This is a genomic window from Stutzerimonas nitrititolerans (assembly GCF_003696285.1).
GTDB lineage: Bacteria > Pseudomonadota > Gammaproteobacteria > Pseudomonadales > Pseudomonadaceae > Stutzerimonas > Stutzerimonas nitrititolerans.
Map to the genome: position 1 here is coordinate 260,505 of NZ_RFFL01000005.1, position 13,520 is coordinate 274,024.

A 13,520-nucleotide genomic window follows, 5' to 3' on the forward strand; every position below is an offset into this window, starting at 1 on the left:
GGCTCAGTTCTCCACGCTGACCGGAACATCGTGCCCGTGCTCCTTGAGCAGGGCGTGACGGCGGGCGATCTTCAGGTCTTCATCGACCATCTCGGCGCACATCTGCTGCACGCTGATCTCCGGCGTCCAGCCCAGCTTCTGCTTGGCCTTGCTCGGATCGCCCAGCAGCGTCTCGACTTCCGCCGGGCGGAAGTAACGCGGATCGACGCGCACGATGACGTCGCCTTCCTTCAATGCCGGTGCCTTGTTGCCCTCGATGCCTTCGATGACGGCCCGCTCATCGACACCGCTGCCCTCGAAGCGCAGGCGCACGCCCAGTTCGGCCGCCGACCAGCGAATGAACTCACGCACCGAATACTGCACGCCCGTGGCGATGACGAAGTCGTCGGCCTGCTCCTGCTGCAGCATCATCCACTGCATGCGCACGTAGTCCTTGGCATGCCCCCAGTCGCGCAGCGAATCGAGGTTGCCCATGTACAGGCAGTCTTCCAGTCCCTGGGCGATGTTGGCCAGGCCACGGGTGATCTTGCGGGTAACGAAGGTCTCGCCTCGGCGCGGCGATTCATGGTTGAACAGGATGCCGTTGCAGGCATACATGCCGTATGCCTCGCGGTAGTTGACCGTGATCCAGTAGGCGTAGAGCTTGGCCACCGCGTAGGGCGAGCGCGGGTAGAAAGGCGTGGTTTCCTTCTGCGGAATTTCCTGCACCAGGCCGTAAAGCTCGGACGTCGAGGCCTGGTAGAAACGGGTCTTCTTCTCCAGGCCGAGCAGACGGATGGCCTCGAGCAGGCGCAGGGTGCCCAGGCCGTCGACATCGGCGGTGTATTCGGGTGCCTCGAAGCTCACCGCCACGTGGGATTGCGCCGCGAGGTTGTAGACCTCGTCGGGTTGCACTTCCTGGATGATGCGGGTCAGGTTGGAGGAATCGCTGAGATCGCCGTAGTGCAGGACGAAATTCTGGTTCTGGACGTGCGGGTCCTGATAGATGTGGTCCACCCGCTGGGTGTTGAACGACGAGGCACGGCGCTTGATGCCATGGACCTCGTAACCTTTTTCCAGCAGCAGTTCCGCGAGATATGAACCATCCTGGCCGGTAATCCCGGTGATCAACGCTCTTTTCCGTTCCATTTCACGAACTCCTGGTCAATTAAAAGATGAGAGGGGATTAGTCAGGGTTTGGCGCCTTTGAGCATCAGCTGCAGACGCTCCAGAAAGCCGAAGCAGATGACCGGCAACGACGGAAACTTGTAGAAGAAGCGATAGGTGTCGTACTGCGTACGCGGTGCGCTGAGCGATGCCTCGTCGACCTGCGCGGCCTCGATCAGGGCGATGCCCTCGCCTTCCACGTCATGCAGAACGCTGAGCTCCATCGGCTTCATCGACAGGCTGAAGCTGTGCAGGCCCGGCTTGGTCGTGCGGGTCAGTTGCAGGCCGTTGCGGCAATCCTTGCAGCCGTAGAGATTGACGGTGAAATCCAGGTGGGCCAGTTTGCCGTTCAGGCGCTTGATGCTGGCCGGCGACAGCTCGCAGAAGGCGTCGTATACGGCCAGGCTCTCTTGCAGCCGGGCGAAACGGTAGTCGATGCGCTGCTGCTGGATCGCCACCTGGAAGCGCGACGAGGCGACATAAAAATGCTGCCCCGGATCGCCGAAGTTGGTGGTCAGCGAGCGGTAGGGATAAACGAAGTACAGGTCCTGGGAGATGATGTAGGCGTTGTGCAGTTTCAGCCAGGACGACTCGGGCCAGCTGCGAATGTCCCCGGGGATGCCCTCGATGGCGCTCACATCGGTGCCCTGCTCCTGCAGCCAGGTGCGGAAGCCCTGCCAGTTGCGACGCGACCAGATCTGCCCCCAGGACGCCGCCAGCTGCATGAAGTGGACATGCGAATCGCCGTTGTCGATGGGCGTGAACGGCAGGTTGGCGGTCTGGTTGAACTGCTGGCTATAGAGGCTGATGCCCGCCACTTTCGGCTCGTCGGCATAGAAGGCGGCGGCCCGCACGCTGTACTCGTAGAAGTGCGGCGAGACGAACAGGTCGTCTTCCAGCACCACGATGTCGCCGTACTCCTCGGTCAGGTCGCCGCAGCTCAACACGTGCTGGCGCAGGCCCATGCGCTGCTCGCGGGCGATCACCCGCTTTTCGCCATAGGGCCAGTCGAAATCCCTGGCCGCCTGCAGCGGCTCCAGGGTGTCGGATTTGTCCAGGCTGATCACCAGGCGCACGTTGCCGGCCGGATAGTGCGCCTTGCTCAACGAGCGCAGCAGGCGGCCGAGGCTTTTCGGCCGGTTGTAGCCAATGACGACGACGGTGGGCAAGTTGACTGTCATATCGAATCCGAACCACTTGAGTGTTTGAAGATGTACCGGAGCATGCTCACTGGCCCTGCTCCGTTCGCCGCGCGTACCACACCCGCGAGGCGATCAGCACGATCACCATCAGCGCCGAATAGATCAGGACGCTGGCGCAGGCGAAGGCCTGCACCGTCACGACCGCCTCGCTCCACAGCAGCGCGCCGGCGAACAGCGCGCCGATACGCAACGCCGTGCTGACGACCTCGAACAACAGGAAGCGCTTCTGCAGCGACAGCGCCGGCACCGTGACCACGCAGGGCCGCGAGATGAAGATGAAGAACTCCGCCAGCGCCAGCCAGCGCGCGAACTCGCCCGCCACCCGCCACTCGGCGCCGAATACCCAGGCGAACAACGCCGGGCCGGCGACTATCACCACGGCGAACGGCACCAGCCCTACCAGCGCCAGCGCGGACGTGGCCTTCACCAGCATCGAGGTGACCGCCTCGCCGTCGTGGATGGCACGGGTGATGCGCGGGTAATAGACATCCCCCACGGACTTGCCGATGAGGTTGGTCGGCATGCTCAGCACCTGTTTGCCCAAGGCGAAGAAGCCTGCTGCCGCCGGCCCGAAGTAGACCGCCAGCACCAGCGTCGGCAGGTGTTGGGAGATCGCGTTGATCAGGATCACCGGCGCGCGGTACAGCGGAAAATCCGCGTGCCGCCGCGCCAGGGCCGCCAGGCCGGGCACCGGCTCCGCGGTTTTTTCCGCGCCATGGTCATGGGCCTTGGCGCGCCACATGGCCAGGCCCAGCATTGCGGCATGCAGCGCCTGTTGCAGCGCGGTGGTGCAGACCAGCACCAGCGCGGACGACTGGATCAGCCCGGCCCCGGTGCGCAGCGAATTGAACAGCAGTGAGTTGCCCACCGCCACGCTGGCAGTGATGCGAAACTGCTGAGTGCGATACAGCCATTGCTGGGCGATCTCCAGTGCCGCACCACTGAACATCACCAGCGGTATCAGCATCAGGTACGGCTCGATCACCGCGACATCCGCCTTCTCGACGAGCCAGCCGCCAAAAAGATGGATCGACAGCGCCGCCAGCGCGGCCAGCAGCACGGCGAGCATCAGCGACAGCCGCACCAGCCCGCGCGCATCGCCGTCGCGCTTGGGCAGCACGATGGCGATGGGATAGGTCAGCGCCGCGATCGGGATGAGCATCAGCGTCACGCTCAGGAAGGTGCCCAGCACGCCGTAGGCTTCGGGCCCGTAGATGCGCGTGATGACCGGCATGAAGGCCATGGTGATGGCCTGGGCGCCGGCCGTACCGCTGACGACCGTCAGGATGTTGCGCAGCAGCTTGCTACGCATGCCGCCGCGCAAGGCCTCTTTCAACCGTTCCATGGACGAACCGGAAGCCGGCTGGCCGTCCTGCTGTTCGATGACGTTCACTGGCGATTTCCGTTCACGCCGCGATCGACTTGCGGCCGATGCCGTAGTAGGCGAAGCCTTCGCGGGCGATCTGCTCGGTGTCGTACTGGTTGCGGCCGTCGATAATCAGCGGCGTCTTCAGCAACCGCTTCAGCGCGCGGAAATCCGGGCGGCGGAAGGGTTTCCACTCGGTCACCAGGCACAGCGCGTCGGCATCGATGGCCGCCTCGTACTGGCCTTCGACGATCTGCAGCTTCTCCTCGGCGAACCAGGCCTCGGGGAATTCGCGGCGGGCCGTGTCACTGGCCACCGGATCGAAGGCCCGCACCTTGGCGCCGGCGGCAATCAGGCTGTTGATCAGCACCACGCTCGGCGCTTCGCGCATGTCGTCGGTGCCCGGCTTGAAGGCCAGCCCCCAGACCGCGAAGGTACGGCCGCCGAGGTTGCCTCCGTAGTGGGCGGAAATCTTGTCGAACAGGGTGTGCTTCTGCTGCTCGTTGCGCGCTTCAACCGCCTGCAGCAGCTTTGGTTCGAAGTCGATCTGGTGGGCGATGTTGATCAGCGCCTTGACGTCCTTCGGGAAGCACGAGCCGCCATAACCGCAGCCGGCATAGATGAAGTGGTAGCCGATGCGCTCGTCGGAACCGATGCCCAGGCGCACGTTCTCCACGTCCACGTCCAGCCGTTCGCAGAGCCCGGCGATTTCGTTCATGAAGGAAATCTTGGTCGCCAGCATGGCGTTGGCGGCGTACTTGGTCATTTCCGCATCGCGAATGCCCATGAACATGGTGCGCGGGCGGTTGCGAATGAAGGGCGCGTAGATGCGGCTCATGACCTGTCGCGCATGCTCGTTGTCGGCACCAATGACGATCCGGTCGGGGTGCATGAAATCGTTGACCGCCGCGCCCTCCTTGAGGAACTCGGGGTTGGAAACCACCGAGAACTCCACGTCCACACCACGCGCTTCGAGGCGTTCGGCGACGGCGGCGCGCACCAGGTCCGCGGTGCCCACCGGCACGGTGGACTTGTTCACCACGATGGCCGGGCTGGTGAGGTGATCGCCGATCTGCCGGGCCACTTCCAGCACGTAGCGCAGATCCGCCGAGCCATCCTCGCCGGGCGGCGTGCCGACGGCGATGAAGAACACTTCGGACTGTTCCACTGCCTCGCTCAGCGAGGTGGTGAAATGCAGGCGACCCGAGGCGTGATTTTCGCTGACGATGGTTTCCAGCCCCGGCTCGTAGATTGGCAGGATGCCCTGCTTGAGGTTGGCGATCTTCTCCTTGTCGACATCGACGCAGTAGACCGTATTGCCCATCTCCGCGATGCAGGCCCCTGTCACGAGGCCGACGTAGCCACTCCCTACGACCGTGATGTTCATTACCCGATTCCTCGTTTTAGACGTTGTTCAGCCATGCCGCAGCCCGCCCCGCCAGTACGGCTGGCAGCCAGGGTTGCTGGGCAGTGATCAGGAAAGGCCGGGGTTCCACGGAACCCCGGGCGCTATGCTCGACAGCGAATCGGACTAGACGGTCTGTTCGCTGTATCCGTAATGGTCGTAGTAGCCGCGGAACTGTCCGTTGCGCTTGGCCTTCTCGACGTCGACATGGTTGAGCACCACGCCGGCGACCGGCGCATTGCTCTGCAGCAGCTGGGCAACGCCTTTCTGCGCATGAGGAATCAGCGTGCTTTCCGACTTGATGACGTAGATCACCGCGTCCGCGAGGATGGACAGCACGGCCGCATCGCTGACAGCCTGGCTCGGCGGCGAATCGATGATGATCCGGTCGTAGCGCCCCTTGACTGCTTCCAGCAGCTTGGCGAACCGCGGCGAAGAGAGCAGTTCCAGCGGGTTCGACGGCACGGTTCCGGCGGAAATCATGTCGACGTTGCCCACACTGCGGATGCAGTCGTCGAGCTTGGCGTTGCCGCCGATCAGGTTGGCCAGGCCAGGCGTGCCCGGTGCGAACTCGAAGGTCTGGTCCAGCGTCGCCCGGCGCAAGTCGGCGTCGATCAGCAGCACGCGGTTCAGTTGGCCCATGGCGAAGGCCAGGTTGGCCGAGACCGAACTCTTGCCCTCGCCCGGTGCGGTGGACGTCACCACCAGCACCTGGCGCGGCTGGTTGCCCTCGGTCAGGGTGATGTTGGTACGGATGGTGCGAATGGCCTCGCAGAAGCGCTTTTCCTCGTTGCGCTGGAACAGGTGGCTGACCTGCTTGCGAAGATTGCGCGGCACCTGCGGCACGATGCCCATGACCGGCAGGTTGAGCTTGGTCTCGACCTCGTCCGAGCTCTTGAAGGTGTTGTCCAGGATCTCGCGGATGATGGCCTGGGCAATGCCGACGACCAGCGCCAGGAACAACGCCACGACCATGAACAGCCTGGTGTTCGGCTCGCTGGCCTGGGCCGGCGGAATGGCTTCGTCGACGATACGGGCGTTGGTCGAGCTGAGGTCGGAAGTCGCGGTGGTTTCCTGCAGCCGGGTCATGAAGGTGTCATAGAGCGCACGGTTGGCTTCCACTTCACGCTGCAGGTCGCGAACCTTGAACTCCTTGCGGGAGATGTCTTGGATCTGCTCCTTGTTGTCGTTGAACGAGGCGCGCAGGGAGTTCTCGTTGGCCACCGCCAGTTGATAGCTGCGCTCGATGCTCGCCACCACCTGCTCCACCTGCTGGCGCAGGCTCGCGGTTGCCGCGTTGAGATCGGAACGCGCCGACTGCATGGCCGGGTGCCGATCGCCATAACGTCGCGACAGGTCCTCGACACGGGAACGGGCATGGGCACGATCGGCCTTGAATTGCTGGATCAGCGGGTGTCCCAGCACGGCCGGCACACTGGCCAGGCGCTCCCAGCCCTGATCGCGCATGGATTCCACCTGACGGAACTGGCTCTCGGCTTCGGCACGCTGACGCCGTGCATCGATCATCCGATCACCGGTCAGCGACAGCTCGTTGGCGCTGATGGTCCCGACGCCATCCATGTCGACCAGCCCCTCGGCATCCAGGTAGGCCTGCAGGCGGTCTTCGGAATCCTTCAGGTTCTGCCGCAGATCGACCAGGCGGGTGTTCATCCAGCTCGCCGCGGTCATCGACATTTCCACCTTGGCTTCCAACTGCGCCTCGATGTAGCTGGTCGCCAGGTGGTTGGCCGCCTGCGCAGCCATCAGCTTGTCGGCCATCGCGACCGACAGGTAGACCAGCTGGCTCTTGCCCTCCACCCATACGGTGGTCCTGTCCATGAAGACCTGGGTCGCATGGTCCATGATCTGCGCTTCGGTCAGCGGCTCGGGCTCTTCGCCCATGATGGCGTCCAGCATGCCGCCGATGTCGATCAGCGGTCCGGGCTGCTGGCGCAGGTCGAACTCGGGATGCTCGGTCAGCTCGAGGTCGCGGACGACCTTTTCCGCAACGCCGCGGCTCTGGATCAGGCTCAGCTGGGTCTGCAGGTATTCACTGACCTCGGTGGGCGCGTTCGCTGGCTGGAACGACACCACGGGCGTGCCCTTGACCTCGATGATCACCGAGGTCACAGCCTTGTAGATGGGCGTCATGCGCGACAGCAGCACGGCCATCAGCACTGCCACCACCGCCACCAGCAGGACGATGCCCCACTTGCGCGACCAGACGGCGTGCCAGATTTTCTTCAGGTCGATGAAGTCGCTATCGTCGGTGCTGGTAGAACGCTGCCACGGACGATCCGGACGAACAGGGCTGTTCATGATTAGAAGAATCCTTCATCGATGTTGATCGTATCGCCTGGGCGAACCAGCGTATCCATGTTGGCTTTCTCCGCTTTGCGGCTGCCTTCGGAATTGCGCACGATGCTCATGCGGTTGGTGGAGGCTCGCTCCGTCAGGCCGCCGGCCAGCGCGATCGCACGGTCCAGCGTGAGACCCGGCTGGTAGGGATAGCCACCGGGCGCCTTGACCTCACCGGCGATGTAGAACTCGCGATAGTTGACGACACTGACGGATACCCGCGGGTCCTTCAGGTAGCCATCCTTGAGCTGCTCGACCAGCAGGTTGCGAACCTCGCCGGGGGTCTTGTCGTTGGCATCCACCTCGCCGATGAAGGGAAAGGTGAAGGTTCCCGCGTCGGTCAGGCGTATCTGTTCGAACGTCAGGTCGGGCTCGCCGTGGACGCTGACGCTGATCACGTCGCCCGAACCGAGCCGGTACTGCGTGGCGGTCGCCGAGAAGCTGCAGGCCAGCAGCAGCAACAGGGCGAAGTATTTGAAGATGTTCCGGGTGGGCATTGTCGGCTCCTCCATAGGCACGGTTGACGTCCCTGGCCTCACAGGCTCAGTTCCAGGCTCAGCATGTAGATGTTTCGGTCGAAGGTTCTCCAGTCCAGAGTCGAGTCGTTCTCGGTCCTCAGATAGGAAAGGCCGACATCGATCCAGCGGTCAGGCGAATAGGTCACACCCACGCCATAAGAGGTTCGATCGTCGTCGCGGTCGATGCCCTCGTATTCGCGTTCCGAGTAGCGGTACTTCAGTTCGGTGGCGATACGGGACGTCCACTCGTGGTCCCAGGTGGCCTCGGTGGTCCAGTCGTTGATGGTGCTGGCGCCGTCGTCGCCTTCATCGAAGGCGCGGCGCGTGTTGAGGTTGAACACCGAGTAGGTGCGCGGCTTCCAGGTCACGCCCACTTCCCACATGGGGCTGGTGAAGTCTTTTCGGGTGTCGCTGTCGAAGTCCTTGCGCTCGGCGCCAAGCCGCACGTTGCCGGAGGTTTTCGCCGTGGCGTCCCAGATGGCACCGCCGAGCACGGCCACGTTGGTGCTGTCGCGCCGCGCCGAGGCCTGTTTGTAGTCGTGATCGGTATGCCGCAGCTCCAGCAGCGAACGAACCCCGCCTCCCAGGCGGTGGTACCAGATGGAGTTGAACATCAGGCTGTCGCGCTCTTCGCTGGCATTGAGGTCACCGCTGTTGTGATAGCGGCGCTGCTCGTAGTGGGTGCCGAATTCCAGCTGATTGCGCGCCGTGGGCGCACCGTAGCGATAGGAAGCACGCGCGATGGCCTGGCTGTACTTGTCGTTCTCGGTGATCGATTCGGTATCCGAGGTTTCTTCGACGCGGTGGTATTCCAGCCCCCAGCTCAGTCGATGCCGGGAGGTGAGCTCCATGATGCTGCGCAGCCGCACATGGTGGTCCGTATGGCTGGCTTCCGAGTCGGAGTGGTAGGTCTGGTTGTCCGCGTTGTATTGAAGCTCGTATTCGCTGTTGCGGTTGCCCGTGCTGAGCAGGAACGTCGGGCTGATGCCGGTAATCCAGGATTCCTGCTCGTTCGTTGACAGGCCACGGTAGTTGTCGTTGTAGCTTTCACGCAGCTCCAAGGTCGGCGTAAAGCGGAAGACACCGATATGAATGTCCTGTGGATCGATTTCCGCCCAGCTATTGGTGCTCAAACAGAGCAGCGATACACCGGCAAGCGTGATGTTCCTCATTAGGGAATCCCTTCTCGGAGATGGATGTTGTTGTTCTGCCTGCATCACATCGGAACAGGAGCCAGGCAACAGACCGCGAATTGGCGAAACAGTTGCAAAGCGCCGGATTTCTGGCGAAACCCCATTCATTCCTCCGTTTCTGCCCTCGCCCTGCCCGCTCCGGTTCCAGGCACGCTACCGCCCCAGGCGTTCGTAACCCTGTGCGCGACAACGGCCTCGTCAACTCGACAGGCCACCTGCCCAAGTCCCGAAACGGCTGTTCTCGGGGCAGGCAAATCAATGTGGTTCTGGATATTTCTTGTTAGAAGGACGCCATCGCGCCCTGCGCCCGGACCGGCTGCACGCTGGCCAGGCCAACCTGAATGTGTTGCTCGCGGTTGAGCAGGCTGAGCAGCAACATGACCCGCTCCTGGCCATCCATCGAAAGGAAGATCGCCTCCATGTCGGCGAACTCCCCCACCTTGATCTGCACCCGATCGCCGGGCATCAGCACGGGGTCGTGCGTCATGGCGGCGCAACGCAGCTTGAGGTGGTCGATGATGGAATCCCTGACCCGACAGGGCTGTCCGCAGAACGCGACGACGTGGCTGACGCCCCGCGTGGAACGCAAGGACAACCAGCTGTCGTCCGCGCTCATGCGAATGAATACGTAACCCGGGAAAAGCGGCTGCTGCAGGTGCCTGAGCTTGCCCGCACGGATGGTTTCGCGCGTGAGGGTCGGTGCGAAACATTCGAAACCCTGGCGGTCGAGATGCTCATGCGCCCGCGCATCCTGGCGCGGCTTGCACTGAAGCAGGTACCAGGCACTCGTTGGCAATTCAGTCGGTCTGTTCACAGCTTCTCCGTAGCCCCTCGACATCGGCGTTCAATAACGCCTGTTCGTCACCAAAGGCACCTGTATCAGGCGCCCTTTCTGGACACGGTCGAGTCGCCAGGAGTTCCCCGCGTTTACATCGGGATATGAATGCAAGGACGAACGGGGCGGGAAGGTTTCCGTTCGTTCGCCGTGCAGATAAAGGAAGGGGGTACGGAGGGAACCGCTCAGGTCAGTTCGATGCGATCAGGGTGGATGACGATCCGCCCCTGCTTGTAGAGGCCACCGATGGCCTTCTTGAAGTTCCCCTTGCTGACGCCGAACAACCGGGCGATCTCGTCGGCCGGGCTCTTGTCGCTGACGGCCAGGGTGCCCTGGTTTTCCTGGAGTTTCTGCAGGATCAGCGCCTGCAACGCATCAGCCGCCTCGCTCCCGACCGGCTGCAGGCTCAGGCTGATCTTGCCGTCGTCGCGCAGCTGCTTGATATAGCCCTTTTCGCGCGTGCCGCCACGCAGGAACTTGAACGCCTCGTTCTTGTGGATCAGCCCCCAGTGCTGGCCATTGATGATGGCCTTGAAGCCCATGTCGGTGGTTTCCACCACCAGCAGATCGACGGCCTCGCCGACCCGGTAGCGCGGCGGCGTCCTGTCCAGGTAGCGATCCAGCTTCGCAGTCGCGGTGATGCGCCGCGTGTGCTTGTCGAGATAGACGTGGACCACGCAGTAGTCGCCTTCCTGCAGCGGGCGCTTCTCTTCCGAATGCGGCAGCAGCAGGTCCTTGGGCAGGCCCCAGTCGAGAAACAGCCCGACGCGGTTGATCTGTACCACCTTCAGGCTGGCGAACTCACCGACCTGCACCTTGGGTTTCTCGGTGGTGGCGATCAGCTTGTCGTCGCTGTCCAGGTAGACGAAGACGTTCAGCCAGTCGTCCACCTCGGTGGGCACGTCCTTGGGAATGTAGCGGTTGGGCAGCAGGATTTCGCCGTCCGGGCCACCGTCCAGATAGAGGCCGAAACCGGTGTGCTTGGTGATTTGCAGGCTGTTGTAGCGCCCGATTGCCGCCATGACGAATGATCCTGAGATGAAAGCGGGTGATTCTAGCAGCCGGAGCCCGGCCGGCCGCTATTGCGGCAACGCATAGGCGATGACCGAGTCACCGGCCCTGGTGCCGAGCGAGCCGTGGCCGCCGGCGACCACCACGACCATCTGCCGGCCGGAACGGCTTTCGTAGGTCATGGGCGTCGCCTGACCGCCGGCGGGCAGCCGTGCTTTCCACAACTCCCGGCCGGTGGTCACGTCGTAGGCGCGCAGGTAGTAATCAAGCGTGCCACTGAGAAAGGCCACGCCCCCGGCCGTCAACATCGGCCCGCCGAGGCTCGGCACGCCCATCTTGAACGGCAGTGGAATCGGCGCCCGGTCACGCACGGTGCCGTTCTTGCGCAACCAGTGGGTCTTGCCGGTACGCAGATCGGCGCCCGCCACATAACCCCAGGGCGGCGCGGTGCACGGCAGGCCGATGGGCGAGACGAAGGCTTCGAGCTTCACCGCGAATGGCGCACCGAAATTCTCGTTGAGATAGGGCTCGCGCTCGGAAACGTAGGTAGTCTCGTCGTCCTCGCGCGGCACCAGGGTCGAGGTGAACGGCAGGTAGGCCGGCGTGCTGAATACCATCTGCCGCACCGGGTCGACAGCCACCCCGCCCCAGTTGAAGACGCCGAAGTTACCCGGATGGATCAGCGATCCCTGGGTCGAGGGCGGCGTGTAGCGCCCTTCGTAGCGCAGCGAATGGAACTGGATGTGGCACATCATCTGGTCGACGAAGGTGGCGCCCCACAGGTCCTTGTCTCGCAGCACCGGCGGCGCGTAGCTCAGCGCCGAAACCGGCTGCGTCGGTGCCGTCCAGTCGCCGTCAGCCGCGCCCTGCGGCGCCGGCACTTCGCGCACCGGCAGGATCGGCTCGCCGCTGCGGCGATCGAGCACATAGATGTCGCCCTGCTTGGTCGGCGCCACCAGCGCCGGCACCAGGCCCTCGGCGGTCTGGATATCGACCAGGCTCGGCTGCGCCGGCACGTCCATATCCCAGAGATCGTGATGCACGGTCTGGAATTCCCAGCGCAGACGGCCGGTTGCCACTTCCAGCGCCACGATGGACGAGGAAAAGCGCTCGCTGCTCTCGCTTCGCTCACCGCCCCACTGGTCGGTAGCCGGATTGCCCAGCGGCACGTACACCAGCCCCAGCGCCTCGTCGGCGCTGGAAATGCTCCAGCTGTTGGGCGTGCTTTGCACATAGGTTTCGTCGGGGCCGATCGGCTCGGTCCGCTCGGGGTTGCCCGGGTCCCAGTTCCACTTGAGCTCGCCGCTGATGACGTCATAAGCGCGGATCACCCCCGACGGTTCCGAGGGCGAAATATTGTCGTTCACCGCCCCGCCGATGATCAGCAGGTCATTGGCGATGACGGGCGGCGAGGTGGAATAGTAGAAGCCCTCGGTGACGTTCGGCATGTTGGCCCACAGGTTGACCTGCCCCTTGTCGCCGAATGCCGGACACACCTCGCCGGTACCGGCATCCAGGGCAATCAGCCGCGCATCCGCGGTCGGCATGAACAAGCGCTGGCGGCAGGCCTGCCCCTCGTCCGGGCCGGCGCTGGCGTGATAGGCCAGGCCGCGGCAGGTCAGGTGCTGGCGATTGCTCGAATCCGGCACCTGCGGATCGAAGCGCCAACGCTCCTCGCCGGTTTCGGCATCCAGGGCGATGACGAGATTGTGCGGCGTACAAAGGTACAGGCTGTCATCGACCATCAGCGGCGTGACTTCGTAGGTGGTTTCCTCGGGATCACCAGGGCGCCGTACGTCACCGGTGCGGTAATGCCATACCGGCTCGAGCCGATCCACGTTGCTCGGCGTGATCTGTGCCAGTGGCGAATAACGGGTGCCATGCTGTGTACGCCCGTAGGCATGCCACTCGCCGGCGGGCACCTGCGCATCGGTCGCCGCCGGCGCGCTGGTCAGCGCCGCGGGCAGCATGCCCTTGATGTCATGGGTATCGGTATTGATGGCCTGTACGGCCGTGGCACCCCAGAGTACTACGGCCAGCAGCAGCGGCAACGCGCCGCCGCCCCAGACACGCGCGCCGTAGTGTTGCCAGCCCAGGCGCTTCACCACCCAGGGCGTCAGCAACCACAATCCGAGTGGCGCGATGAGGCTGCCGCGCGGCGCCAGTTGCCACCAGTCGAACCCGACCTCGTACAAGGTCCAGCCCAGGGCACCGAGCATCACCAGGGCATATACCCACAGCGCCGCGCGGCGGCGTGCCAGCAACAGCACGCCAGTGAACAGGAAGCCGGCGCCGAGAATGGCGAAATACCAGGTACCGCCCAGGCCAATGAGCTTGACGCCACCCACCGCCAGCACCAGGCCGAGGATGAGGCACAACACGCCACTGATGACGACCGCCACGGAATCTCCTTCTTGTTGTTGTCGGGCCGCGCTTCACTGCGGCGCATCGCTGACCGCCGTCAGGACGGCCGCGTATGGAAGTTG

The 13,520-nt window shown here is 63.7% G+C and carries 10 protein-coding genes; all 10 read right to left on the reverse strand.

Annotated elements, in window-relative coordinates:
• Positions 1–3: 3 nt before the first annotated feature.
• The 10 genes from gmd to EA795_RS08660 all read right to left on the reverse strand — a co-directional run bounded on the left by gmd (position 4) and on the right by EA795_RS08660 (position 13,436).
• A complete protein-coding gene (gene gmd / locus EA795_RS08615) occupies positions 4–1,128 on the reverse strand; it encodes a GDP-mannose 4,6-dehydratase (RefSeq protein ID WP_014851962.1) in 1,125 nt (374 codons plus the stop codon).
• A gap of 41 nt (positions 1,129–1,169) precedes the next feature.
• Complete coding sequence (locus EA795_RS08620; protein ID WP_014851961.1) at positions 1,170–2,327, reverse strand: glycosyltransferase; 1,158 nt, start codon at positions 2,325–2,327, stop codon at positions 1,170–1,172.
• Positions 2,328–2,373: 46 nt separating this feature from the next.
• The gene (locus EA795_RS08625; RefSeq protein ID WP_014851960.1) at positions 2,374–3,741 is read right to left on the reverse strand and encodes a lipopolysaccharide biosynthesis protein; all 1,368 of its coding nucleotides are present in this window, start codon (positions 3,739–3,741) and stop codon (positions 2,374–2,376) included.
• Between the two features lie 13 nt (positions 3,742–3,754).
• Positions 3,755–5,101 (reverse strand): UDP-glucose dehydrogenase family protein, encoded by a 1,347-nt coding sequence (locus tag EA795_RS08630; RefSeq protein WP_014851959.1) that lies wholly within the window; start codon positions 5,099–5,101, stop codon positions 3,755–3,757.
• 144 nt (positions 5,102–5,245) lie between these two features.
• Positions 5,246–7,438, reverse strand: coding sequence for a GumC family protein (locus EA795_RS08635; protein WP_014851958.1), 2,193 nt, complete (start codon positions 7,436–7,438; stop codon positions 5,246–5,248).
• 2 nt (positions 7,439–7,440) lie between these two features.
• Positions 7,441–7,974: a polysaccharide biosynthesis/export family protein gene (locus EA795_RS08640; protein ID WP_014851957.1), complete on the reverse strand. Its 534-nt coding sequence runs from the start codon at positions 7,972–7,974 to the stop codon at positions 7,441–7,443.
• Positions 7,975–8,012: 38 nt separating this feature from the next.
• A complete protein-coding gene (locus EA795_RS08645; protein ID WP_014851956.1) occupies positions 8,013–9,167 on the reverse strand; it encodes an outer membrane beta-barrel protein in 1,155 nt (384 codons plus the stop codon).
• Between the two features lie 301 nt (positions 9,168–9,468).
• Positions 9,469–10,002, reverse strand: coding sequence for a transcription/translation regulatory transformer protein RfaH (gene rfaH / locus EA795_RS08650; protein WP_238536417.1), 534 nt, complete (start codon positions 10,000–10,002; stop codon positions 9,469–9,471).
• Between the two features lie 206 nt (positions 10,003–10,208).
• Positions 10,209–11,045 (reverse strand): CvfB family protein, encoded by an 837-nt coding sequence (locus EA795_RS08655; protein WP_014851954.1) that lies wholly within the window; start codon positions 11,043–11,045, stop codon positions 10,209–10,211.
• A 57-nt stretch (positions 11,046–11,102) separates the two neighbouring features.
• Positions 11,103–13,436 carry a membrane-bound PQQ-dependent dehydrogenase, glucose/quinate/shikimate family gene (locus tag EA795_RS08660; RefSeq protein WP_122076630.1) on the reverse strand — a complete coding sequence of 778 codons (2,334 nt, stop codon included), beginning with the start codon at positions 13,434–13,436 and terminating at the stop codon, positions 11,103–11,105.
• Between the last annotated feature and the right edge of the window lie 84 nt (positions 13,437–13,520).